The organism is Burkholderia ubonensis, assembly GCF_001718695.1.
Taxonomy (GTDB): domain Bacteria; phylum Pseudomonadota; class Gammaproteobacteria; order Burkholderiales; family Burkholderiaceae; genus Burkholderia; species Burkholderia ubonensis_B.
On the sequence record NZ_CP013420.1, the window covers coordinates 1448879 to 1471924 of the forward strand.

Below are 23046 nucleotides of genomic sequence, written 5' to 3' on the forward strand. Positions count from 1 at the left end.
CTACTTCTGGCGCGGACGCAGCGGGAAGAACTGCGTATTGTCGCCGCGCCGCACCAGCACCGCGACCGCCTTTTGCGGATCGAGCTGGGCGGTGACGTCGGCGAATTGCTTCGCGCTCGTGATGTCGGTGTCGCCGACGCGCAGCACGATGTCGCCGCGCTGCAGCCCCGCGCGCGCCGCCGGACCGTCGACGCCGTCGACCTGCACGCCGCTCCTCAGCTTCAGCGCCTTCAGCTGGTCGGCCGGAATGTCGCTGACCGTCAAGCCGAGCGCATTACTCTGGCGCGGCTTCTGCGGCGGCTTCTTGCCCGGATCGGCCTTCGCGGTCGTATCGGCCGGCGTCTCGGCGATCGTGATCGGCAGATCGCGCGCCTGACCCTTGCGCCACACGTTGATCGTCGCCTTCGCACCCGGCTTCGTGTCGCCGACCATGCGCGGCAGATCCGACGCCGTGTCGACCGGCCTGCCGTTGAACTTCAGGATGATGTCGCCCGGCTGGACGCCCGCCTTGTCGGCCGGCCCGCCCGGCTCGACGCTGCTGACGAGCGCGCCCTCCGCCTTCGGCAGGCCGATCGAGTCGGCCACGTCCTTCGTCACCTCGCCGATCGCCACCGCGATCCGGCCGCGCGTGACCTTGCCGGTCGCCTTCAGCTGGTCGGCCACGCGCATCGCCTCGTCGATCGGGATCGCGAACGAAATGCCCATGAAACCGCCCGTGCGACTGTAGATCTGCGAATTGATGCCGATCACCTCGCCCTGCATGTTGATCAGCGGGCCGCCGGAGTTGCCGGGGTTCACGGCCACGTCGGTCTGGATGAACGGCAGGTAGTCACCCGTGTTGCGGCTCTTCGAGCTGACGATGCCGGCCGTCACCGTGTTGTCGAGGCCGAACGGCGAGCCGATCGCGACGACCCACTCGCCGACGCGCACCTTGTTCGAATCGCCGATCGCGACGACCGGCAGGTTCGACGCCTGGATCTTGACGACCGCGACGTCGGTGCGATCGTCGACGCCGATCAGCTTCGCCTTGAACTCGCGCTTGTCGGTCAGCGTCACATAGATCGTGTCGGCATCGTCGACGACGTGCGCATTGGTCATCACGTAGCCATCGGCCGACACGATGAAGCCCGAGCCGACGCCGCGGTTCTGCTCGGTGTCGGGCGGATTGTCGGGCTGGGGCGCGTTCTTCGGGTTGCCGGGCGCCTGCGGCAGCGGAATGCCGAAGAAGCGGCGGAAGAATTCCGACATGTCGCCATTGTCGAAGCCCGGCGGGAGCACGCCGCGCGGGCCGCCCGTCGGTACGTTGGCAGTCGTCCGGATGTTCACGACGGCCGGCCCGACCTTCTCGACCAGGTCCGCGAAATCGGGAAGGCTGCCCGGGGGAGGCGTGACAGCGGACGCGGTTTGCGGGACGAACGGCAGGCAGGCACACAGCGCCGCCGCCGCGAGCACTTTGCGCAGCGTGATTTTCGTCATGTCGGGAGCCGTAGCGTTACTTGGAAGCCTTGTATTCTATGGCAGACGCGAACTGCTGCAACGTGGCCGGCGGCACTTCGCCGAGCACGGTGATCCAGTAGCCCCCGCGGCGCTTGACGAGCACGTGCGTCGCGCCGGTGCTGCCCGCGCCTTCCTTGCGCGTATTCTTCTCGGCCGGCTCGACGAACACCGAGACCGTCGCGAGCCCGTCGGTAAAGACGGCCTGATCGACCGGAATCGGCGGGTCGCCCGCATCGCGCGCGGCCATCGGCCGCCGCACCTCGCGGATCTTCTGGAAGCCGGCGATGCTGGGCGCGAGCTGCCAGCCCTGCGCCTCCATGTCGACCGGCGCAACCGGCGGGCGCACGACCGTCCAGCCGCTCAGATTGCGCATGCCGGACATGATCGCCGACTTGTCGGCTGCGCCCGCGCCCCCCATCCGCAACTGGGAGAACGCGATCTGCTCGAGCACGTGATCGCTCGCATCGAGCGTCTGCGAGCGCAGCAGCAGGCCGGTGCGGGCGTCGGCCCACAGCTTGTAGGTGAAGCGGTACCCGTCCTTCGGCGCCAGTTCGACGACCTGTGCGTCGAGCCCCGCCACGCGATCCTTGCCGAGCAGCTTCGCGTCGTAGACCGACATCACGTGCTCGCCGCTCGCGCCGAGCAGCGCGGGGAACGAGTCGCGGGCCTGCCGGCGCTCGACGACGCACAGCTTGCGCTCGGGCACGAACGTGTACAGCTCATCGTTGTGCCGCAGCAGCTTGCGGGGCTTGCCGTCGAGACTCTCGATCCGCTCGAATTCGCCGTCGCGGGAAGCGACATGCGCGATCCGCGACGACTGCACGTATCCGCCTCGCTGGTAGACGAACGTGCCTTCGTAACTCTGCTGCTGCGCCGCCTGCTGGATGCGGTCGAGCCAGTCCGCGGCGGCCTTGCGGGTCGCGACGGGATCGTCCGGCTGCTGGGCGTTGGCGTGAAGGGATTGAACGGACAACAACGCGGCTGCGCAAAGCAGGAGGGCCGGCAGCCGCTTCCATCCGGAGATGGCGTGATTCAACCGCAATGTCCGCATCGGGTATTGGCTTGGCGTCGTCGTGGTCACGGCAGCGCGAATCAGCGGCATCGAGCCCGTGACGACGGGCTGCTGCGCGAATTGCTGATGCGCTTCAAGGTATTGGTCGAGGCTTGCGTCGCGAATGATGTTCGCCTCCTGCAGCCCCTGCTGCGACGGCGCCTGCGCAACCGTCACGCGCTGCAGGCCGTTCTGCTGCGTCGCACCGGCCGATGCGACCTGGACGGCGCCCGGCGCGCCGGCCGTCTGCATCTGCGGGACGACGATCCACGTCAGCGTCGCGGCGGCCGCTGCAACCGCGAAGGCCGGCACGACGCGCCGGCGCAGCGACAGCAGCCTGCGGGAAACCGGCGCGGCGGCCGGCGCGAGCAGATGCGGCTCGGCTTCGAGTCGCACCGACAGGCGCGCGGTGAACGACGCGCTCATCGCCGGCGCCAGCGCCAGCTCGTCCGAGCGCAGCGCGTCGCCGATCAGGTGGTAGTGGGCCCACGCAGCGCGATCCGCGCGGTCGAGCTCAGCCAGAAACTGCCCGTGATCCGGGCCGTCGAACATTTCGCCGTCGACCAGAGCGGAAAGGCGTTCGCCGCGCGGACACGCCTGCGACTGCGTATTGACCGACCCCATGATGCTCCCCATCTTGCACACCCCGTCGTGACTTCACGACTCTATCGTAACTGGACCCCGACCGCGCCGGTCCGCCCGCTGCGCTTACCAGCGCTTGCCTTCGGGCGTATCGAGCAGCGGACGCAATTTTGCCGCGATTGCCTCGCGCGCCCGGAAAATCCGCGAACGGACCGTCCCGATCGGGCAGCCCATCATTTCCGCGATTTCCTCGTAGCTCAGGCCTTCGATCTCGCGCAGCGTGATCGCCTGGCGCAGCTCCTCGGGCAGAACGGCCATTGCAGCATTGACCGTTTCGGCAATCTGCTTGCTCATCAACACCGACTCAGGCGTGTTGATATCCCTTAGTTGGTCTGCGTCGGAGAAAGTTTCCGCCTCCTCGGCATCCGCCTCGGTCGAGGTCGGTGCCCGGCGGCCCTGCGTCGCAAGGTAGTTCTTCGCCGTATTCACGGCAATCCGGTACAACCACGTGTAGAACGCGGACTCGCCGCGGAACTGCGGCAGCGCGCGGTACGCCTTGATGAACGCGTCCTGGGCCACATCCTCGACCTCGGCGGGGTCCCGCACGAGACGCGAGATCAGCCGAATGATCTTGCGGTGGTATTTGGAGACCAGGAGTTCGAACGCCGCCTTGTCGCCTTTCTGAACGCGCTCGACCAGAACCTGATCGATTTCTTTTTCACTCACCTGACAAATCCGTTAACTAGGGATGCAACGCGGAGGGCTATTGTAGCGTTCCCGCGCCGGCCGCTGGTTACGATGCGTAACGGCCGCGCCGTCACGTCGGCCGCGCCGCCGTCGCAGTCCTCGCCAGCACGGACAGCGCGCTGAACGACGGCGCGTCGAGCGCATCGGCCGGAATCAGCAACGGACGCGCGCGGCGTCCGCCCTGCCCGACCGACAGCACGAGCAGCAGGCTGCTCCAGTGAGCGTAACCGGTCACACGGCCGCGCGCGAGCAATTGCCCGGCGCGACCGAATGCCGCAACCTCGCCGAGCGCATCGATCCGCACCTCGGCCGGCAGTCGCCGCGCGCAAGCACGCGCCACGCCGAAGGCCAGCAGCGCCGCCGTCACGGCCAGCGCCCCCGCCCCGGCCGCGCCGCCGGCGCGCGGCGCGACGAACAGGTGCACCGCCACTGCAGCCGCCGCGATGAAAACGGCCAGCACTACGTACAACACGGCCGAGGCCCGCAGCGCGAAACGCTGCGGGCACCCGGCCGTGATTCCGACAGGATTCGTCAAGCGATTCCGCGTCAGGCGCGCTTGAACACCAGCGTGCCGTTGGTGCCGCCGAAGCCGAAATTGTTCTTCACGGCCACGTCGATCTTCATGTCACGCGCGGTGTTCGCGCAGTAATCGAGATCGCACTCCGGATCCTGGTTGAAGATGTTGATCGTCGGCGGCGACACGTTGTTGTGCAGCGCCAGCACCGTGAACACCGATTCGAGGCCGCCCGCGCCGCCCAGCAGGTGGCCCGTCATCGACTTCGTCGAGTTCACGACGAGCTTGTACGCGTGGTCGCCGAACGCAGCCTTGACGGCATCGGATTCGTTCTTGTCGCCCAGCGGCGTCGACGTGCCGTGCGCGTTCAGGTACTGGACCTCGTCCGGGTTCATGCCGGCGTCGCGCAGTGCCGCGACCATGCAGCGGCGCGGGCCGTCCATGTTCGGCGCGGTCATGTGGTACGCGTCGCCCGTCATGCCGAAGCCCGCGACTTCCGCGTAGATCTTCGCGCCGCGCGCCTTCGCCGACTCGTACTCTTCCAGCACCATCACGCCCGCGCCCTCGCCCAGCACGAAGCCGTCGCGTTCCTTGTCCCACGGACGGGACGCGGTCGCCGGATCGTCGTTGCGGGTCGACAGTGCACGCGCCGCCGCGAAGCCGCCGATGCCGAGCGGCGACACCGTCGATTCGGCGCCGCCCGCGACCATCACGTCGGCGTCGCCGGCCTGGATCAGGCGCGCGGCGAGACCGATGCTGTGCAGGCCGGTCGTGCAGGCCGTGACGGCCGCGAGGTTCGGGCCCTTCAGGCCGAACATGATGCTCAGGTGGCCCGAGATCATGTTGATGATCGAACCCGGCACGAAGAACGGCGAAATCCGGCGCGGGCCGCGATCGACGTAGGTCTGATGGGTGTCCTCGATCATCGGCAGGCCGCCGATGCCGGAGCCGACCATCACGCCGATGCGTTCCGCATTGGCTTCGGTCACTTCCAGCCCGCTGTCCCTGAACGCCTGCATGCCGGCGGCAATGCCGTAATGAATGAAGGTGTCCATGCTGCGGGCTTCCTTCGCCGGGATGTATTCCTCGGCGTTGAAGCCCTTCACCTCGCCCGCGAAATGCACGGCCAGGTTCGACGAATCGAATTTGGTGACGGTGGCGATGCCGGACTTGCCGGCGACGAGATTGGCCCAGCCGTCGGCAACACTATTGCCAACAGGCGAAATCAGCCCCAGGCCTGTAACGACAACACGACGGCGGCTCACGGTAACCTCTTTTCCGGATGACAAAAACAAAAGCCACAGCGGCCACAGGAACCAGCCCTGCAAGCCCTGTGGCTGTTACTCCGTCCGGCGAGGATGCCGGCAGGATGGCGCGTCAAATGCGACAGTCGCGAAAAGCGCGGACGGCGCTTACGCCTTGACGTTTGCGCGAGCGTAGTCGATCGCTTGCTGAACCGTCGTGATCTTCTCGGCTTCTTCGTCCGGGATTTCCATGCCGAACTCGTCTTCCAGGGCCATCACCAGCTCGACGGTGTCGAGCGAGTCTGCACCCAGGTCGTTCACGAACGAAGCTTCGTTCTTGATCTCGGCTTCTGCGACGCCCAGTTGCTCAGCGACGATCTTCTTGACACGTTGTTCGATATTGTCCATTACCCCTCCGAGGGAAAGTTCAGATTTACAAGTGCGCGCATTTTATCAGGTTTGCTGCCGGCCAAAACGCGCGTTGGCTTGATGGTCGATCAAGCGCCGATCCGCCAATAACCGGATACGGCGCGGATGGTAAACGAAAATCCTTACGACATGTACATGCCGCCGTTCACGTGCAGCGTCGTGCCGGTGATGTAACCGGCCTGCGGCGATGCGAGGAACGCGACGGCATGGGCGATGTCTTCCGGGCTGCCGAGGCGGCCGAGCGGAATCTGGGTCTTGAGCGCGGCCTGCTGTTCTTCCGGCAGCGTCTTCGTCATGTCGGTGTCGATGAAGCCCGGCGCCACGCAGTTGACCGTGATGCCGCGACTGCCGATCTCGCGCGCGAGCGCGCGGGTCATGCCCGCGACGCCGGCCTTCGCGGCCGCGTAGTTCGCCTGGCCCGGGTTGCCGGCCGAGCCGACCACCGACGTGATGTTGATGATGCGGCCGCCACGCGCCTTCATCATCGGGCGCAGCACCGCACGCGACAGGCGGAACACCGACTTCAGGTTGGTGTCGATCACGGCGTCCCAGTCCTCGTCCTTCATGCGCATCGCGAGCTGGTCCTGCGTGATGCCCGCGTTGTTCACGAGCACGTGCAGCGCGCCGAATTCCTTGACCGTCGCGTCGATCAGCGCTTCGGCCGCCGCCGCGTCGTTGACGTTCAGGACCGCGCCGCGGCCCGTGACGCCCGCTTCCGCGAAGGCCGCGGTGATGGCGGACGCGCCCGATTCGCTCGTGGCCGTGCCGATCACCGTCGCGCCCAGGCGCGCCAGCTCGAGCGCGATCGCCCGGCCGATGCCGCGCGACGCGCCGGTCACGATCGCAACCTGTTTATCGAGAGTCTTTTCCATGGATCGAATATCCGTCTCTGGTGGAAAGGCGCCGCCGGGTCAGGCGGTCGCCAGCTTGAGCGCTTCGTCGAGCGACGCCGGATCGAACACCGACGCGCCCGTCAGGTTGGCGTCGATGCGCTTCGTGAGGCCCGCGAGCACCTTGCCCGGGCCGCATTCGATCACGTGCGTGACGCCCGTGCCGGCGATGTGCCGCACGCATTCGACCCAGCGCACCGGGCCCGCGGCCTGGCGCACCAGCGCGTCCTTGATCGCGGCCGGATCGCTCACGACCGCGACGTCGATGTTGTTGACCACCGGGATCTGCGGCGCCTTCACGTCGACGGTCGCGAGGTAGTCGCGCAGCTGGTCCGATGCCGGCGTCAGCAGCGACGAGTGGAACGGCGCCGACACCGGCAGCGGCAGCGCGCGCTTCGCGCCCTTCGCCTTCGCGATCTCGCAGGCCTTCTCGACGGCCGCCTTGTTGCCGGCGATGACGACCTGCGCCGGCGCGTTGAAGTTCACCGCTTCGACGACGCCCGCTTCCGCGGCTTCGGCGCACACCGCACGCACCGTGTCGTCGTCTAGGCCGAGGATCGCGGCCATGCCGCCCTGGCCGACCGGCACCGCGGTCTGCATCGCCTGCGCGCGGAAGCGCACGAGCGGCACCGCGTCCTTGAACGCGATCGCACCGGCGGCAACCAGCGCCGTGTATTCGCCGAGGCTGTGGCCGGCGACGATCGACGGCGCCGGGCCGCCCGCCTGCTGCCACGCGCGGTAGCACGCATACGCGGCCGTCAGCATCACGGGCTGGGTGTTGGTGGTGAGATTCAGCTCGTCAGCCGGACCTTCGGCGATCAGCTTGCCGAGATCCTGATTGAGCGCATCGGACGCTTCCTGGAGCGTTTCGCGCACGACAGCCAGATCGGCGAATGCATTGAGCATGCCGACCGACTGCGAGCCCTGCCCCGGAAAAACGAACGCAAATTTCATATCGTCCCCAATTGAATCGATTCGGACGGCGCGCGCGCACGGCGCGCCGGATGGGAGCGCGCGCAGCAGGCACGCGCAGCAGTCGCGTGTGACAGTCGCGTGTGACGGCTTAGAAGCGGAACACCGACGCGCCCCACGTGAAGCCGCCGCCGACGCCCTCGATCAGCACGTGCTGGCCGCGCTTGATGCGGCCGTCGCGCACCGCGGCGTCGAGCGCGAGCGGAATCGACGCGGCCGACGTGTTGCCGTGTTCGCCGACCGTCACGACCATGCGCTCCTGCGGCAGGCCCAGCTTGCGGCAGGTGCTCGTCATGATGCGGATGTTGGCCTGATGCGGAATCAGCCAGTCGACCTGCTCGGGCGCGAGGTTCGCCTTGGCGAGCGCCTCGATCGCGACCTTCTCGAGCACGTTGACCGCGAGCTTGAACACGGCCTGGCCATCCATATGAAGGAAAGCGTTGCCGGCGACCACGCCGCCGCTGACGTGGCCGGGCACGCAGAGAATTTCCGCGTAGCTGCCGTCCGCGTGCAGCGCGCTGCCGAGCACGCCCGGCTCTTCGGAGGCGGACAGGATCACCGCGCCCGCGCCGTCGCCGAACAGCACGCAGGTCGTGCGGTCCTTGAAGTCGAGGATGCGCGAGAACGTCTCCGCGCCGACGACGAGCGCCGTGCGGTGCTGGCCGCTGCGGATGAAGCTGTCGGCCGTCGCCATCGCGTACGCGAAGCCGGAACACACGGCCTGCACGTCGAACGCGGCGCCGCCGTTCTTGATGCCGAGCTTGCTCTGCAGCAGGCAAGCGGTGCTCGGGAACACGAAATCGGGGGTCGAAGTCGCGACGATGATCAGGTCGATCGACTGCGGATCGATATCGGCCGCCTCGATCGCGCGCCGCGACGCTTCAAGCGCGAGGTCGCTCGTCGCGACGTCCGGCGCGGCGAAGTGGCGCGCATGGATGCCCGTGCGCGCAACGATCCACTCGTCGCTCGTCTCGATGCCGTCCTTCGCGAGACGATCGGCCAGCTGCTGGTTCGTGACGCGGTCGGGCGGCAGGAAGCTGCCCGTGCCGAGCACGCGGGAATAGAGAGTCGATTGGGCCATTTATGCTTTAGAGGATAGCGCAGCGGAGGGCTCGGCGTGCTGGCCTGCGGCGGGACTCGCGTGGCCTGCGCCGCTCGCGTCATGCCCGGCGTCGCCGAGCGATCCGGAATTATCCGCCATCGCGCGTGCGAGGCGCTCCAGGACGCCATTTTTGACGGCATCATACCCGCGTTTGATCGCCCACTCAAACGCGTAGGCGTCCGCGGAACCGTGGCTCTTGATCACGAGGCTCTTCAGGCCCAGCAGCGCCGCGCCGTTGTACTGGCGGTGGTCGACGCGCTTCTTGAAGCGCAGCAGCACCGGCAGCGCGAGCACGGCCATCAGCTTCGACAGCAGCGAGCGGCCGAATTCCTCGCGGATGATGTCGGACAGCATCTGCGCGAGGCCTTCGGACGTCTTCAGCGCGACGTTGCCGACGAAGCCATCGCACACGATCACGTCGACCGTGCCCTTGTAGATGTCGTTGCCTTCGACGTTGCCGCGGAAATTGAGCGTGCTTGCGCGCAGCAGTTCGCCCGCGCGCTTGATCGTCTCGTTGCCCTTGATGACCTCTTCGCCGATGTTCAAGAGGCCGATGGTCGGCCGTTCCTTGCCCTCGAGCGCCGCCACGAGCGCGTGCCCCATCTCCGCGAACTGCAGCAGGTGCTGCGGTTCGCAATCGACGTTCGCGCCGAGGTCCAGCATCATCGTGTAGCCGGTCGGGTTCGGCAGCGCGAACGCGATCGCGGGCCGCTCGATGCCGGGCAGCGTCTTGAGCACGTAACGGGAAACGGCCATCAGCGCGCCGGTATTGCCGGCGGAGATGCAGGCCTGGGCCTGGCCTTCCTTGACTTGGTTGAGGGCGACGCGCATCGAAGAATCCTTCTTCTTGCGCAGTGCCACTTCGACCGGATCGTCCATCGCCACGACCTCGGTGGCGGGCACGATGGTCAGCGCAGGGTCGTCGAGCGCCTTGCACTTCTTGAGCTGCGCACGGATCGCACTCTCGATGCCGACGAGCATCAGGTGCGCATCGGGGTGCGCGCGAACGAACTTGACTGCCGCGGGAACGGTCACGGACGGGCCGTGGTCGCCTCCCATGCAATCGATTGTGAGCTTTACAGTCATGGAATGCGACGAATTTCAGGCACAAAAAAGCGGCAGTTGAATGCCGCCTTTTTGTTGAGCCAGGAAAGTGTCAAGCGAACCAGTGGTCACGCGAACGGCGATCGCAGCACGCGTGACATGACGCTTAGTCGTTCTTCGTCTTGACGACTTTCTTGCCGCGATAGTAGCCGTTCGGGCTGATGTGGTGACGCAGGTGCACTTCACCCGTGCTCGGCTCGACTGCCAGCGGCGCTGCCGTCAGGAAATCGTGCGAACGATGCATGCCGCGCTTCGACGGCGACTTCTTGTTTTGCTGGACTGCCATGACTAACTCCTAAAAATTTTCCGGATTCTAACACAGCCCGATCCGGCGCTTGACTACCCTGGCCCACGGCCCTACGCCTTCCCGCGCCACACTGCTCAGTGTTTCTTGTTGCCGTCCCCGCCCTTCTTCAGCGCTTCGAGCGCTGCAAACGGATTCGGCTGTTTGCCTTCGTCCCCGTCTTCTTCGGACGCTTCGTCCGATTCGTCCGAGGGACCGCTCGCACCCGACACGAGGCTTTCGTGAACCGCCGGGCAAACCTCGTGCTTGGGCACGAGCGGCAGCGAAAGCAGCAACTCCTCCTCGATCAAGTCGACGAGATCGAACTGGCGGGAGCCCACGATCACATCGGCTTCATCGTCGTCGAGCGGAAATTCTTCAGCTTCTTCTTCGGTCGCGACGACCCGGTACGTCATGTCGACGTCGAACGCCTGATCGCACGGACTCATGCAGCGCTGGCACGTGAGCCACGCATGGCCGTGCAGCGCAAGGCGCAGATAAGGCTGCTGCCCCTCGGCGCCGTCGTCCTGCAGCTCGTTCTGGGTGAACCCTTCCGCCTGCCAGGTAAAGACCGTGTCGCGATCTGGCGCGTCCGCCGGCACTTCGTTTAACATGCGCGGCAGCTGCGAAAGGCGCACCGCGCCGGCCGCCTGCCGCCCGCTGCGGGCGAATTCGAACAGGTCGACCGCGTGCGGATCGAGCGAAACCGCAGGTTTGCCAGAAGAGGTGCTCATGTGCGCTCCTGCGTATCGATCCGGCCGTGCGCCGTGAACTTCCGAAGACCCGGCAGACGCCCAACCAGGAGCCTGCCGATGAAAAGCGGGAAAGCATACCCGTTTTACCTTTTCCGGTCAATCACTTAAGCTTACGCCCGCGCGCGCCGTCGCGTCGCGCTCCGACGACTCATCACCAACCGACCATGCCGGACACCTTTTGCCGCTCGCCGCGGCTGATTCTCGCCTCCAGTTCCCGTTACCGCCGCGCGCTGCTCGAGCGGCTCGGCGTGCCGTTCGACGTCATGTCGCCCGACCTCGACGAAACCCCGCTGCCCGGCGAGACGCCCGCCGCGACCGCGCTGCGCCTCGCCGGCGCGAAGGCGCGCGCGGTTGCCGCCACGATCGATGCGCCGGACGGCGTGCTCGTGATCGGCTCCGATCAGGTCGCGACCTTCGACGGCCTGCAGATCGGCAAGCCCGGCACGCACGAGCGCGCGCTCGCGCAGCTCGTCGCGATGCAGGGCCGCGAGGTCGAATTCCACAGCGCGCTCAGCCTGTACGACAGCCGCACCGGCGAATCGCAGAACGAGGACGTCGTCACGCGCGTGCGCTTCCGCACGCTGCCCGAGACCGAACTCGACGCCTACCTGCGGGCGGAAACGCCCTATGACGTCGCCGGCAGCGCGAAATCCGAGGGGCTCGGCATCGCGCTGCTCGACGCGATCGACTCGGACGACCCGACCGCGCTCGTCGGGCTGCCGCTGATCGCGCTGACGCGGATGCTGCGCGCCGCGCACTACCCGCTGTTCGCCGCCCGCGGAGACCGCGCATGACGGCCGGCACGCTCTACCTGGTGCCGAACACCCTCGGCGACGGCGACGCATCGATGCTGGCCGCCGTGCTGCCCGCCGCCGTGCAGGCGCAAGCCGGCACGCTCGGCTACTACATCGGCGAAAACGCGAAAACCACGCGCGCGTTCCTGAAGAAGATCGGCACGACGCGGCCGATCCAGGAAATCCAGATCCGTGAGCTGAACGTCAACACGCCGGCCGGCGAGATCGACCGGCTGCTCGCGCCGGTGCTGGCCGGCGCGGACGCCGGGCTCGTGTCCGAGGCCGGCTGCCCGGCCGTCGCCGACCCGGGCGCGCTGCTGGTGCGCCGCGCGCACGAGCGCGGCGTGAAGGTCGTGCCGCTCGTGGGGCCGAGCTCGATCCTGCTGGCGCTGATGGCGTCCGGCCTGAACGGCCAGAGCTTCGCGTTCAACGGCTACCTGCCGGTCGACGCGGGCGCACGCGCGAAGCGGCTGCGCGAGCTCGAGCAACTGTCGCGCAAGGCGCGCCAGACGCAGATCTTCATCGAGACGCCGTACCGCAATCACGCGATGCTCGACACGCTCGTCGCGACCTGCGCGCCGTCGACGCTGATCTGCGTCGCGGCCGACCTGACGCTCGCGACCGAGACCATCGCGAGCCGCTCCGTGGCGGAATGGAAAAAGGCGCCGGTGCCCGATCTGCACAAGCGCCCTGCGATCTTCCTGTTACTGGCGAACTGACGACGGAACCCGCGCCGGCTCTCGCCCGGCGCGCGAACCGCCCCTAGCGCAAGCTCAGCTGCGCGCCCGAGGCCAGCGCCTTCATCGCGGCATTGCCGACCGCTGCGCCGAACTTGCGCGCGACGCGGTTCGTCAGGCTCTCCTTCACCGTGTAGTCGACGAGGTCGGGCGCCTTCAGCACGTCGCGAGCGACCGAGTCGGTCGTGCCGAAGCCGTCCGCGAGCCCGAGCTCGACGCCCTTCTCGCCGGTCCAGAACAGGCCCGAGAACATGTCCGGCGTCTCGCGCAGGCGCGCGCCGCGCCCGTCCTTCACCGCCTTGATGAACTGCGCATGCACCTGATCGAGCAGCGCCTGCGCGTGCGTGTCCATCTTCGGGGTTTCCGGCGAGAACGGATCGTAAAAGCCCTTGTTCTCGCCCGACGTATGCAGGCGCCGCTGGATGCCGAGCTTGTTCATCAGGCCGGTGAAGCCGAAACCGTCCATCAGCACGCCGATCGAGCCGACGATGCTCGCCTTGTCGACGTAGATCCGGTCAGCCGCCGCCGCGATGTAATAACCGCCCGACGCGCACATGTCGGTCACGACCACGTACAGCGGCTTGCTCGGGTATTTCGCGCGCAGGCGCTTGATCTCGTCGTAGACCATGCCCGCCTGCACCGGGCTGCCGCCCGGGCTGTTGATCTGCAGCACGACGCCGACCGTGCCGTCGTCGTCGAACGCGGCGTTGAGCGCCGTGTTGATGTCGTCGGCGTTCGCGTTGACGCCGGCCGCGATCTCGCCGTCGATCGTCACGACAGCCGTGTGCCGGCCGCTCGTCGTCGAGAACTTCGCATCGCTCGAGAAATCGATCAGCGCGAACGCGAGCAGCAGGAACACGCCGAGGAACGCGAAGCGGAAGAAGATCTTCCAGCGCCGCGCCGCTCGCTGCTCCTTCACCGCCGCGAGCGCGATCCGCTCGAGCGCCGCGCGCTCCCAGTTCGGTTCGCGGCCATCGGGGCGGGAGGAGGAATCGGGAGGGGTCGTCGGTTGGTCGGCCATGCGTGGTTGTCGTCAGTCAGTCGTGGCGGGACGCAAATCGGCGTCGGGCACCCAGAATACCGCGCGGCCGTCGGGCGTGTCCCGCTCGTCGACCTCGACCGGCCGCAGGCGGCCGCCGCGGCACGGGCCGCCGACACATTTGCCGGTGTCCGGCGCATAGATCGCGCCATGCGTCGCGCACATCAAGTATAAGCCCGACGATTCGAAGAACTGGCCCTCGGCCCAGTCGAGCTCCATCGGCACGTGCGCGCAGCGGTTCAGGTAGCCGTACGCGCGGCCGTCGTAGCGCACGAAGAACACGACGGCCTGCTCGCCGCGCAGCGTCGCGTCCACGCGCACGCCGGCGCCGCCGTCGGCCAGCGCGTCCGATGCGCAGACGCGCACCGCGTCCGGGGCGGGAACGGCTGCGCTCATGCGAACTCCCGCAGCCAGCCGGCCAGCGCCTCGACGTCCGGCGCGACGAAGCGCGGCGCCAGCGCGGCGAGCGCGGCGGCCGAGTGCGCGCCGTACGCGACGCCGATGCCGGCCGCGCCCGCGCTGGCCGCCATCTGCAGGTCGTGGGTCGTGTCGCCGATCATCACGGTGCGCGCCAGATCCTGCCCCAGTTCCCGGCCCAGTTCCTGAAGCATCGCCGGATGCGGCTTCGAGAACGTCTCGTCCGCGCAGCGCGTCGCGTCGAACAGGCTCGTCAGCTTCGCCTGGTCGAGCGCGCGATTCAGCCCGACCCGGCCCTTGCCGGTCGCGACCGCCAGCAGGTAGCCGGTGTCGCGCAGCTCCGCGAGCAGTTCGCGCACGCCGGCGAACAGCTCGATGCGCTGGTCCTTGATCAGGTAGTGATAGCGGTAGCGCTCGGCGAGCCGCGGATAGTCGGACGGATCGAGGGTCGGCGCCGTGATCTGCAGCGCGTCGCGCAGACCGAGGCCGATCACGTAGCGGGCCGCCTCGTCGGACGGCGCGGGCAAGCCGAGATCGCGGCATGCCGCCTGGATGCTGAAGGCGATGTGCGCCGTCGAATCCATCAGCGTGCCGTCCCAGTCGAAGACGATCAGGTCGAATTGCTGTCGTGCCATGCGGTTCAAGCGGTATCGCGCAATGCGCTCAGTTGGTCGAGGAAGCGCCGGCATTCGTCCGGCAGCGGCGCGTCGAACTGCAGCGCCTCGCCGGTCAGCGGATGCGCGAGCCGCAGCCGGTGCGCATGCAGGAACATGCGCTTCAGCGACGGCTGCGCGTTCGCGCGCGACAGCGCCTTGTTCAGTGCGAAATCGCCATACTTGGCGTCGCCGGCGATCGGCAGGCCGAGATGCGCGAGATGCACGCGAATCTGATGGGTCCGACCCGTTTTGAGTTCCGCTTCGACGAGCGCATAGTCGGGCCAGCGCTCGACGAGGTTGAACACGGTGTGCGACGGCAGGCCGTCGTCCTGCACGCGCACCCGGCGCTCCCCTTCCGGGGTCGTGTACTTGAACAGCGGCGCCTTCACCGCGCGGCGGCGGCCCCAGTCGGACTGCCACTCGCCGTGCACGCACGCGAAATAGCGCTTGTCCATCCGGTTCTCGCGGATCATCTCGTGCAGGCCGACGAGCGCGGCGCGCTTCTTCGCGAGCATCAGGACGCCGGACGTCTCGCGGTCGAGGCGATGCACCAGCTCGAGGAATTTCGCCCGCGGGCGCGCCTGGCGCAGCTGCTCGATCACGCCGAACGCGACGCCGCTGCCGCCGTGCACCGCGACGCCGGCCGGCTTGTCGATCACGAGCATCGCGTCGTCCTCGAACAGCACATCGAAGTGCGCGGGCGGCACGACCGGCGTGTCGGCGCGCGCGAGATCGGCCGCGGCCATCCGCACCGGCGGCACCCGCACGATATCGCCGTGCGCGAGCCGGTACTGCGCGTCGACCCGGCCCTTGTTCACGCGGACTTCCCCGCTGCGCAGGATCCGGTAAATATGGCTTTTCGGCACGCCTTTACAGACGCGCAACAGGAAATTGTCGATCCGCTGACCCGCGGCAGTTTCATCGATCTCGACCATCGAGACCTGGCCGCTTGCGACCGAATTCTGGGATATTTTGCCTAACTCATTCATACTGAATATAATTTTGCCCAGCCTGACGTTGCGGGCGGCCTGATCGGCCGGCCGGACGGATTGGGCAAGGCGCAAGCGCAAACCGTCATTTTACTTGCGCCGGGGGCTGGCTGCTCGCCCCGAACAAAGAGAAGCAGCAAGTTGCACGCACGGCGCCGGCCGCCGGCAGGGATCACGCCCACAGGCGGATTCGGTCGGCAAGGCGCCGCGGTAACGGAAAGTTGGTTGAAAAGAATTTAATTGGCAGCCGGGCGGCGCGACGCGTCCGACCCGGCTGCCGGTTGCGAAAAACGGCGTTGCGCCCGATTTGGCCCCGCGAAGCGTGCGGGGACTGGCGACGTCAAACCAAGGAAGAACACCCCAGGCGGGAAAGTCGGGCTGGATTCGATACTCCCCGCTGCGGCCCAAGCCGCAGCATCTGCCGCCCGTCGGCGCGCGCGACTTTCTGTGCGCGCCCGCGGCAGTGCCCGGTCTGAGGCTTAGCGCGCTTGTGCAGCGTGCGGAGTGTGGACGCCGTGCTTTGAAGCCGTGTTCGCAGGTGCCCTATGGCCGCCGGCCCCGTCGTTCGGGACCCAAGCGCCTCTTCAGGCAATTCTCCCCGCCATCGATCCCGCTCCAGCGTGCTTGTGACAACACAACAAGGCGCGGCCTGCCGTCGTTCCCGCCCTTGCGGCTGACAACCGCGAGGCGCCGGCAGCAGAGCCGCCTGGAGTCGTTCATGAAACGCATGCTGTTCAATGCGACGCAGCAGGAGGAGCTGCGCGTCGCCATCGTCGATGGGCAAAAACTCATCGACATCGATATCGAGACCGCCGGGCGCGAACAACGCAAAGGCAATATCTACAAAGGCGTCATCACCCGCATCGAGCCCTCGCTCGAGGCCTGCTTCGTCAACTACGGCGAAGACCGCCACGGCTTCCTGCCGTTCAAGGAAGTCGCCCGCCAGTACTTCAAGGAAGGCGTCGACATGCGCTCCGCGCGCATCCAGGACGCGCTGCGCGAAGGCCAGGAGCTGATCGTCCAGGTCGAGAAGGAAGAGCGCGGCAACAAGGGCGCGGCGCTCACGACGTTCATCTCGCTCGCCGGCCGCTACCTCGTGCTGATGCCGAACAACCCGCGCGGCGGCGGCGTGTCGCGCCGCATCGAGGGCGACGAGCGCCAGGAACTGCGCGAAACGATGGCGCAGCTGCAGATTCCGGACGGCATGAGCATGATCGCCCGCACCGCGGGCATCGGCCGCAGCGCCGAGGAACTGCAGTGGGACCTGAACTACCTGCTGCAGCTGTGGCGCGCGATCGAAGCCGCGTCGCAGAGCGGCCGCTCGGGCGAGCCGATGCTGATCTACCTGGAATCGAGCCTCGTGATCCGCGCGATCCGGGACTATTTCCAGCCGGACATCGGCGAAATCCTGATCGACACGACCGAGATCCACGATCAGGCCCGTGCGTTCATGGACATCGTGATGCCGGACAACGTGTCGAAGGTGAAGCGCTACCACGACGACGTGCCCCTCTTCTCCCGCTTCCAGATCGAGCACCAGATCGAGACCGCGTATTCGCGCACGGTGCCGCTGCCGTCGGGCGGCGCGATCGTGATCGACCACACCGAGGCGCTCGTCGCGATCGACGTGAACTCGGCGCGCGCGACCAAGGGCGCGGACATCGAGGAAACGGCGACTCGCACCAACCTCGAGGCGGCCGACGAAGTCGCCCGCCAGCTGCGCCTGCGCGACCTCGGCGGCCTGATCGTGATCGATTTCATCGACATGGAATCGGCCAAGAGCCAGCGCGAGGTCGAGCAGCGCCTGAAGGATGCGCTCAAGCATGATCGCGCCCGCGTGCAGATGGGCAAGATCTCGCGCTTCGGCCTGATGGAGCTGTCGCGCCAGCGGCTGCGCCCGGCGCTGTCCGAAGGCAGCCACGTGACCTGCCCGCGCTGCAACGGCACCGGCCATATCCGCGATACCGAATCGTCCGCGCTGCAAGTCCTGCGGATCATTCAGGAAGAAGCGATGAAGGAAAACACCGCGGCAATCCACTGCCAGGTGCCGGTCGAGGTGACCGCCTTCCTGCTCAACGAAAAGCGCCAGGAAATCAACAAGATCGAGTCGCGCTTCAAGGTCGGCATCGTGCTGATCCCGAACAAGCACCTCGATACGCCGCACTACAAGCTCGAGCGCCTGCGTCACGACGACGCGCGCCTCGACGATCCGCGCGCATCGTGGAAGATGGCCGAGGAAGCTGCCCGCGAGCTGGAATCGGAAACCGGCTACAGCAAGCGCGCCGCCGAAGTGAAGCCGAAGCAGGAAGCCGCGGTCAAGGGCATCACGCCCGAGCGTCCGGCGCCGAGCCCGGCGCCGCAGCGTCCGGCCGAGCCGGTCGCGGCCGCACCGACGCCCGCGCCCGTCCCGGTCGCCGCTGCAAGCGGCGGCATCATCGGCTGGCTGAAGGGCCTGTTCGGCATGGCGCCGGCGGCGGCACCGGCGCCCGCGCCGGTCGCACCGGCCCCGGTCAGCGAACCGGCTGCCCGCCCGGCCCGCGAGCGCACCGAGAAGCCCGAGCAGCGCGGCGGCGATCGCAACCGTAACCGTCGTGGCGGCCCGCAGGCTCAGGGCGGACGCGACCAGGCACCGGCAGGCCGCGGCCAATCGCCGCGCCTCGAGCGCGAAGGCAAGGAAGCGCGCGAGCCGCGTGAACCGCGCGAAGGTCGTGAACCGCGCGAGGCTCGCGAGCCGCGTGAAGGCCGCGAACCGCGCGAGAACCGCGAAGGTCGTGAGGGCCGCGAAGGTCGCGAAGGCCGAGGCCCGCGCGAAGGCCGCGAGCCGCGTGAACCGCGTGAAATCCGCGAGCCGCGCGAGGCCCGCGAACCCCGTGAACCGCGCGAGCGCGGCGAGCAGCCGGAAGCCGTCGAGGCGACCGGTCGCGGCGAGCGCCAGGAACGCGGCGAACGTCGCGAGCGCGGCGAGCGCCGCAAGCCGACCCAGCATGCGGCCACGCTCGAAACGGTCACCCGCGGCGAAAGCCATCCGGACGAGGAAGCCGACCAGGCCGCCGCAGTTGCGCTGCCCGGCGCAGATGCGGCAGCCGACGCGGAAGCCAGTGGCGAGGAGCGCCGCCGCCGCCGTCGCGGCCGCCGCGGCGGTCGTCGCGAGCGCGAGGAAGACGGCGCAGTCGCCGAGCAAGGCGTCGGCGATGAAGCCGCCGTGCAGGAAGTAGCGACCGAGTCGAGCGCAGCAGCACCGGCTCATACGGCCGCAGCGGCTGCACCGGTCGCCGTGGCTGCCGTCGCGGCAGCAGGCGCCGTCGTGGCCGAAACCGCGGTCGAGCAGCACGCCGAAGCCGCCGCACCGGCCGCAGTCGAGCCGCAACCGGCACCGGTACGCGTCGAAGCGACGCCGGTCGCGCCGCTGGAGCCGGCCATCGCCGCTCCGGCAGCCGCAACGGCATCGGTCGCCCCGGCCGCCGCTGTGGAAGCAGGCCCGGCGCCGGTCGCGGTTTCGCCGACCGACGCATTCGAAGTGCCGGCCGAGCCGGCTGCCGTCGAAGCGCCGCAGTCCGCGCCCGTCGAGCACGCCGCGCCGGCACCGGTCGTCGCAGTCGAAGCCGCACCGGCCCCGGCCGAGCCGGTTCGCGTCGAAGCGGCCCCGGTCGAAGCTGCTCGCGTCGAAGCTGCCCCGGTCGAAACCGTTGCAGCGCCGGCACCCGCGACGCCGGCTCCTGCGGCTGCTGCGCCCGTTTCGGCCGGCCTCGAGGTCGTACTGGAACAGGCCGGTCTGGTGTGGGTAAACACGGACGCCGACAAGTTCCGCGCCGCCCAGGACGCCGCCGCGCAACTCCCGCGGCCGGCTCGCGTGCCGCGTGAGCGCAAGGCGCTGCCGCCGGTCGACACGACGCCGATGCAGCAGGTCGAGACGTCGCAGCGTTAAGCGCGTCGCAGCCCGAGAAAGCCCGCTTCGGCGGGCTTTTTCTTTTTCGTACCGCGGGTTTGCGCTCACCAGCCCGAAACACCGCTTGCGGCTAGAATACAAGCCCGGCTCGCACTTCTTTAGATATGTCCCGACGCATCATTCCCCTCGCCGACGTCAGCGGGTTGCCGGACGTCTCCGGCGCCGCGCACACCCCGGATGGCCTGCTGCACGACACGCTTGCGCGTCCGCTGCGCGACCTGCGCATCTCCGTGACGGATCGCTGCAACTTCCGCTGCGTGTACTGCATGCCGCGCGCGGTGTTCGACAAGGATTACCCGTTCCTGCCGCATAGCGCGCTGCTGACGCTCGAGGAAATCGAGCGGATCGCACGGCTGTTCGTCGCGCACGGCGTCGAGAAGATCCGCATCACGGGCGGCGAGCCGCTGCTGCGCAAGAACCTCGAATTCCTGATCGAACGCCTCGCGCGCCTGACGACCCACGACGGCCGCCCGCTCGACCTGACGCTGACCACCAACGGCTCGCTGCTCGCCCGCAAGGCGCGCGCGCTGAAGGACGCCGGGCTCAAGCGCGTGACGGTCAGCCTCGACGCGCTCGACGACACGCTGTTCCGGCGCATGAACGACGCCGACTTCGCGAGCGCCGACGTGCTCGACGGCATCTTCGCCGCGCAGGCCGCCGGCCTCGAGCCGGTCAAGGTCAACATGGTCGTGAAGCGCGGCACCAACGACAGCGAGATCCTGCCGATGGCGGCGCGCTTCCGCGGCACCGGCGTCGTGCTGCGCTTCATCGAATACATGGACGTCGGCACGTCGAACGGCTGGAACATGACCGAGGTGCTGCCGTCCGCCGACGTCGTCGCGCGCATCGCCGAGCATTTCCCGCTCGTGCCGCTCGAATCCCACACCGCGGCCGAAACCGCGCAGCGCTGGGGCTACGCGGACGGCGGCGGCGAGATCGGCGTAATCTCCAGCGTCACGCAGGCGTTCTGCGGCGACTGTACGCGCGCGCGCCTGTCGACCGAAGGCAAGCTGTACCTGTGCCTGTTCGCGACGGCCGGCCACGACCTGCGCGCGCTGGTGCGCAACGGCGCGAGCGACGCCGAGATCGCCACCGCGATCGCGCGCATCTGGCAGGCCCGCACCGACCGCTACTCGCAACTGCGCGGCAGCGCCATGGCCGACACGGCGGCCGAGCGCGCGGGCAAGCGCGTCGAAATGTCGTACATCGGCGGCTGACGCGCGATGGCCGCTGCCCCGCTCCCGTCGATCGCCGGCCTGCTGCTCGCGGGCGGCCGCGCGACGCGCATGGACGGCGTCGACAAGGGCCTGCAACTGCTGGACGGCACGCCGCTCGCGCTGCACGTGCTGCGCCGGCTCGCGCCGCAGGTCGACGAAATGCTGATCAGCGCGAACCGCCATCCGGAGCGCTATGCGGAACTGGGCGCGCCGTTCGGCGCGCGCGTGGTGCCCGATGCGACGCACGACTTCCCCGGCCCGCTCGCGGGCCTGCTCGCCGGCATGCGCGCGGCGCGCGCACCGCTCGTTGCGTGCGCACCGTGCGATTCGCCGTACCTGCCCGAGGATCTGGTCGCGCGGCTCCATGCGGCGCTCGTCGCGCAGCACGCCGACATCGCGATGGCGGTCACGGTCGACGCGCAGCGCCAGCGCGCTCCGCAGCCGACGTTCGCGCTGCTGCGCACGTCGCTGGCCGACGATCTCGCGGCGCGGCTCGACGCGGGCGACCGCAAAGTGCGTGCGTGGTACGCGCGCCACAAGGCGGTCGAAGTCGAGTTTCATGACGAGCGTGCGTTTTACAATGCCAACTCTTGGCAGGAACTCGCCGCGCTCGCCCGTCGCTGACCGCGCCGGCCCGGTTCCCGCGCGCCGCCCGCCGCCTGCGACCCGCGCATACGCGCCGCCGTCGCCCAGCCGGCCACGCACCCCGGCCACCAACCCGATAAGCCTCGCGGCGCAGTCCGACTCATGACCACGCAATCCTCGCCCGCCTCCCGATCCGCAGCCGACCACGACGCGCCGCTGTCGCTCGCCGACGCGCAGGCGCTCGCGTGCCGCTGCGCGGCGGCGGTCGACGCATGCGACACGGTGTCGCTGCGCGACGCGCTCGACCGCGTGCTCGCGGCCGACGTGACGGCGCCGTTCGACATCCCCGCGTACGACAATTCGGCGATGGACGGCTACGCGTTCGACGGCGGCGAATGCGCGCACGCGTCGCCGGACGGCGACGTGACGCTCGCGATCGCGGGCGCGGCGTTCGCCGGCCACCCGTTCGACGGCGCCGTGCCCGCGCGCGGCTGCATCCGCATCATGACGGGCGCGCCGCTGCCGGCCGGATGCGACACCGTGATCCCGCAGGAGCGCGTGACCGCCCTGGACGGCGCGATCCGGTTCGCCGCGTGCGACGTGTCGCGCGGCGCGAACTGCCGCAAGGCCGGCGAGGATCTCGCGCGCGGCGCCTGCGCGCTCGCCGCGGGCCGCATCCTGCGCCCGGCCGACCTCGGCCTGCTCGCATCGTTCGGCCACGCCGACGTGACCGTGCGCCGCCGCCTGCGCGTCGCCGTGTTCTCGACCGGCGACGAATTGCGCGCGCCGGGCACGCCGCTCGACCGCGGCACGCTGTACGACAGCAATCGCGGGATGCTCGTCGCGATGCTCGCCCGATTGAACGCCGAACCGCTCGATCTCGGCATCGTCCGCGACGACCCGGCCGCGCTCGAAGCGGCGCTGCGCGACGCGGTCGCCGCGCACGCGGATGCAGTGATCACGTCGGGCGGCGTATCGGTCGGCGAGGCGGATTTCACGCGCGACGTGATGGCGCGGCTTGGCGACGTCACGTTCGCGAGTCTCGCGCTGCGCCCCGGCAGGCCGCTCGCGTGCGGCACGCTCGCGCCGCCGTCCGCCGGCGAACGCGGCGCGCTGTTCTTCGGCCTGCCCGGCAACCCGGTGGCATCCGCGGTGACGTTCTACGCGATCGTCCGCCCTGCACTGCTGGCGATGGCCGGCGCACAGACGCCGCCGCCCGCGCTGTACACCGCGCTCAGCACGCAGCCGCTGAAGAAGCGGCCGGGCCGGACCGAATACCTGCGCGGCGTCGCCACGCGCGCCACCGACGGCGGCTGGCAGGTCGCGCCGGCCGGCTCGCAGAGCTCCGCGTCGCTGAGCGGGCTCGCGGCCGCCAACTGCTTCATCGTTCTCGGCCACGACGCGGGCGCGGTCGACGCCGGCGCGCCGGTCGACATCCTGCCGTTCGACGGCCTGATCTGAATTCCATTTATCGGTATCACTACGGGGGCAATCCG

General features: G+C 68.6%; 22 protein-coding genes and 1 pseudogene. 6 read left to right on the top strand and 17 right to left on the bottom strand.

The features are described from left to right. The 13 genes and pseudogenes from WJ35_RS06490 to WJ35_RS06545 all read right to left on the bottom strand — a co-directional run bounded on the left by WJ35_RS06490 (position 1) and on the right by WJ35_RS06545 (position 11149). Positions 1-1476 (bottom strand): DegQ family serine endoprotease, encoded by a 1476-nt coding sequence (locus tag WJ35_RS06490; protein WP_069238941.1) that lies wholly within the window; start codon positions 1474-1476, stop codon positions 1-3. Between the two features lie 16 nt (positions 1477-1492). Further along, positions 1493-2548 carry a MucB/RseB C-terminal domain-containing protein gene (locus WJ35_RS06495; protein ID WP_060234543.1) on the bottom strand — a complete coding sequence of 352 codons (1056 nt, stop codon included), beginning with the start codon at positions 2546-2548 and terminating at the stop codon, positions 1493-1495. A gap of 6 nt (positions 2549-2554) precedes the next feature. After that, positions 2555-3172, bottom strand: a pseudogene (locus WJ35_RS29665) (sigma-E factor negative regulatory protein); the annotation flags it as partial. A gap of 84 nt (positions 3173-3256) precedes the next feature. Next, positions 3257-3856 carry an RNA polymerase sigma factor RpoE gene (rpoE, locus tag WJ35_RS06500; RefSeq protein WP_060234544.1) on the bottom strand — a complete coding sequence of 200 codons (600 nt, stop codon included), beginning with the start codon at positions 3854-3856 and terminating at the stop codon, positions 3257-3259. A gap of 91 nt (positions 3857-3947) precedes the next feature. After that, positions 3948-4349, bottom strand: a complete 402-nt coding sequence (locus WJ35_RS06505; protein WP_415874000.1) for a hypothetical protein — start codon at positions 4347-4349, stop codon at positions 3948-3950. 74 nt (positions 4350-4423) lie between these two features. After that, entirely contained in the window at positions 4424-5656 is a 1233-nt protein-coding gene (gene fabF, locus WJ35_RS06510) for a beta-ketoacyl-ACP synthase II (protein ID WP_060234546.1), read from the bottom strand. A 147-nt stretch (positions 5657-5803) separates the two neighbouring features. Beyond that, positions 5804-6043, bottom strand: coding sequence for an acyl carrier protein (acpP, locus tag WJ35_RS06515; protein ID WP_004197638.1), 240 nt, complete (start codon positions 6041-6043; stop codon positions 5804-5806). Positions 6044-6186: 143 nt separating this feature from the next. Further along, the gene (gene fabG, locus WJ35_RS06520; protein WP_010091831.1) at positions 6187-6936 is read right to left on the bottom strand and encodes a 3-oxoacyl-ACP reductase FabG; all 750 of its coding nucleotides are present in this window, start codon (positions 6934-6936) and stop codon (positions 6187-6189) included. A gap of 39 nt (positions 6937-6975) precedes the next feature. Further along, positions 6976-7908, bottom strand: coding sequence for an ACP S-malonyltransferase (gene fabD, locus WJ35_RS06525; RefSeq protein WP_060234547.1), 933 nt, complete (start codon positions 7906-7908; stop codon positions 6976-6978). 109 nt (positions 7909-8017) lie between these two features. Beyond that, entirely contained in the window at positions 8018-9007 is a 990-nt protein-coding gene (locus tag WJ35_RS06530) for a beta-ketoacyl-ACP synthase III (protein ID WP_060234548.1), read from the bottom strand. Continuing rightward, positions 9008-10114: a phosphate acyltransferase PlsX gene (gene plsX, locus WJ35_RS06535; protein ID WP_060172073.1), complete on the bottom strand. Its 1107-nt coding sequence runs from the start codon at positions 10112-10114 to the stop codon at positions 9008-9010. It lies immediately after the preceding gene. A gap of 124 nt (positions 10115-10238) precedes the next feature. Further along, positions 10239-10418, bottom strand: a complete 180-nt coding sequence (gene rpmF / locus WJ35_RS06540; protein ID WP_006401275.1) for a 50S ribosomal protein L32 — start codon at positions 10416-10418, stop codon at positions 10239-10241. A 95-nt stretch (positions 10419-10513) separates the two neighbouring features. Further along, the gene (locus WJ35_RS06545; protein WP_010091827.1) at positions 10514-11149 is read right to left on the bottom strand and encodes a DUF177 domain-containing protein; all 636 of its coding nucleotides are present in this window, start codon (positions 11147-11149) and stop codon (positions 10514-10516) included. A 185-nt stretch (positions 11150-11334) separates the two neighbouring features. Here WJ35_RS06545 and WJ35_RS06550 point away from each other — a divergent pair, with 185 nt between their 5' ends. Beyond that, on the top strand, positions 11335-11964 hold the full coding sequence (locus WJ35_RS06550; RefSeq protein WP_010091826.1) for a Maf-like protein: 630 nt from the start codon (positions 11335-11337) through the stop codon (positions 11962-11964). Next, a complete protein-coding gene (locus tag WJ35_RS06555) occupies positions 11961-12683 on the top strand; it encodes an SAM-dependent methyltransferase (RefSeq protein WP_010091825.1) in 723 nt (240 codons plus the stop codon). The genes WJ35_RS06550 and WJ35_RS06555 overlap by 4 nt, the downstream gene beginning before the upstream one ends. 43 nt (positions 12684-12726) lie before the next feature. Here WJ35_RS06555 and WJ35_RS06560 read toward each other — a convergent pair whose 3' ends face one another. The 4 genes from WJ35_RS06560 to WJ35_RS06575 are packed head-to-tail and all read right to left on the bottom strand — an operon-like array spanning position 12727 to position 15802. Then, positions 12727-13722, bottom strand: coding sequence for a S49 family peptidase (locus tag WJ35_RS06560; RefSeq protein ID WP_069238942.1), 996 nt, complete (start codon positions 13720-13722; stop codon positions 12727-12729). 12 nt (positions 13723-13734) lie between these two features. Continuing rightward, a complete protein-coding gene (locus tag WJ35_RS06565; RefSeq protein ID WP_010091823.1) occupies positions 13735-14136 on the bottom strand; it encodes a Rieske (2Fe-2S) protein in 402 nt (133 codons plus the stop codon). Beyond that, the gene (locus WJ35_RS06570) at positions 14133-14792 is read right to left on the bottom strand and encodes an HAD-IA family hydrolase (protein ID WP_060234550.1); all 660 of its coding nucleotides are present in this window, start codon (positions 14790-14792) and stop codon (positions 14133-14135) included. The genes WJ35_RS06565 and WJ35_RS06570 overlap by 4 nt, the downstream gene beginning before the upstream one ends. A gap of 5 nt (positions 14793-14797) precedes the next feature. Further along, entirely contained in the window at positions 14798-15802 is a 1005-nt protein-coding gene (locus WJ35_RS06575) for an RluA family pseudouridine synthase (protein ID WP_010091821.1), read from the bottom strand. 718 nt (positions 15803-16520) lie between these two features. Between WJ35_RS06575 and WJ35_RS06580 the strand changes: the two genes are divergently transcribed. The 4 genes from WJ35_RS06580 (at position 16521) to glp (ending at position 23011) form a co-directional block, all read left to right on the top strand. Next, on the top strand, positions 16521-19727 hold the full coding sequence (locus WJ35_RS06580) for an Rne/Rng family ribonuclease (RefSeq protein ID WP_069238943.1): 3207 nt from the start codon (positions 16521-16523) through the stop codon (positions 19725-19727). Between the two features lie 125 nt (positions 19728-19852). Next, positions 19853-20965 carry a GTP 3',8-cyclase MoaA gene (gene moaA / locus WJ35_RS06585; protein ID WP_060234551.1) on the top strand — a complete coding sequence of 371 codons (1113 nt, stop codon included), beginning with the start codon at positions 19853-19855 and terminating at the stop codon, positions 20963-20965. A gap of 6 nt (positions 20966-20971) precedes the next feature. Next, positions 20972-21589, top strand: a complete 618-nt coding sequence (gene mobA / locus WJ35_RS06590; RefSeq protein ID WP_060234552.1) for a molybdenum cofactor guanylyltransferase MobA — start codon at positions 20972-20974, stop codon at positions 21587-21589. Positions 21590-21712: 123 nt separating this feature from the next. Then, entirely contained in the window at positions 21713-23011 is a 1299-nt protein-coding gene (glp, locus tag WJ35_RS06595) for a gephyrin-like molybdotransferase Glp (protein ID WP_060234553.1), read from the top strand. Positions 23012-23046: the final 35 nt, after the last annotated feature.

What these genes read in the sequence shown, in the direction of transcription:
- WJ35_RS06490 (WP_069238941.1), bottom strand. Translation starts at nt 1,476, where the DNA reads ATGACGAAAATCACGCTGCGCAAAGTGCTCGCGGCGGCGGCGCTGTGT.
- WJ35_RS06495 (WP_060234543.1), bottom strand. Translation starts at nt 2,548, where the DNA reads ATGCGGACATTGCGGTTGAATCACGCCATCTCCGGATGGAAGCGGCTG.
- acpP (WP_004197638.1), bottom strand. Translation starts at nt 6,043, where the DNA reads ATGGACAATATCGAACAACGTGTCAAGAAGATCGTCGCTGAGCAACTG.
- fabG (WP_010091831.1), bottom strand. Translation starts at nt 6,936, where the DNA reads ATGGAAAAGACTCTCGATAAACAGGTTGCGATCGTGACCGGCGCGTCG.
- fabD (WP_060234547.1), bottom strand. Translation starts at nt 7,908, where the DNA reads ATGAAATTTGCGTTCGTTTTTCCGGGGCAGGGCTCGCAGTCGGTCGGC.
- WJ35_RS06530 (WP_060234548.1), bottom strand. Translation starts at nt 9,007, where the DNA reads ATGGCCCAATCGACTCTCTATTCCCGCGTGCTCGGCACGGGCAGCTTC.
- plsX (WP_060172073.1), bottom strand. Translation starts at nt 10,114, where the DNA reads ATGACTGTAAAGCTCACAATCGATTGCATGGGAGGCGACCACGGCCCG.
- rpmF (WP_006401275.1), bottom strand. Translation starts at nt 10,418, where the DNA reads ATGGCAGTCCAGCAAAACAAGAAGTCGCCGTCGAAGCGCGGCATGCAT.
- WJ35_RS06545 (WP_010091827.1), bottom strand. Translation starts at nt 11,149, where the DNA reads ATGAGCACCTCTTCTGGCAAACCTGCGGTTTCGCTCGATCCGCACGCG.
- WJ35_RS06550 (WP_010091826.1), top strand. Translation starts at nt 11,335, where the DNA reads ATGCCGGACACCTTTTGCCGCTCGCCGCGGCTGATTCTCGCCTCCAGT.
- WJ35_RS06555 (WP_010091825.1), top strand. Translation starts at nt 11,961, where the DNA reads ATGACGGCCGGCACGCTCTACCTGGTGCCGAACACCCTCGGCGACGGC.
- WJ35_RS06560 (WP_069238942.1), bottom strand. Translation starts at nt 13,722, where the DNA reads ATGGCCGACCAACCGACGACCCCTCCCGATTCCTCCTCCCGCCCCGAT.
- WJ35_RS06565 (WP_010091823.1), bottom strand. Translation starts at nt 14,136, where the DNA reads ATGAGCGCAGCCGTTCCCGCCCCGGACGCGGTGCGCGTCTGCGCATCG.
- WJ35_RS06570 (WP_060234550.1), bottom strand. Translation starts at nt 14,792, where the DNA reads ATGGCACGACAGCAATTCGACCTGATCGTCTTCGACTGGGACGGCACG.
- WJ35_RS06575 (WP_010091821.1), bottom strand. Translation starts at nt 15,802, where the DNA reads ATGAATGAGTTAGGCAAAATATCCCAGAATTCGGTCGCAAGCGGCCAG.
- WJ35_RS06580 (WP_069238943.1), top strand. Translation starts at nt 16,521, where the DNA reads ATGAAACGCATGCTGTTCAATGCGACGCAGCAGGAGGAGCTGCGCGTC.
- moaA (WP_060234551.1), top strand. Translation starts at nt 19,853, where the DNA reads ATGTCCCGACGCATCATTCCCCTCGCCGACGTCAGCGGGTTGCCGGAC.
- mobA (WP_060234552.1), top strand. Translation starts at nt 20,972, where the DNA reads ATGGCCGCTGCCCCGCTCCCGTCGATCGCCGGCCTGCTGCTCGCGGGC.
- glp (WP_060234553.1), top strand. Translation starts at nt 21,713, where the DNA reads ATGACCACGCAATCCTCGCCCGCCTCCCGATCCGCAGCCGACCACGAC.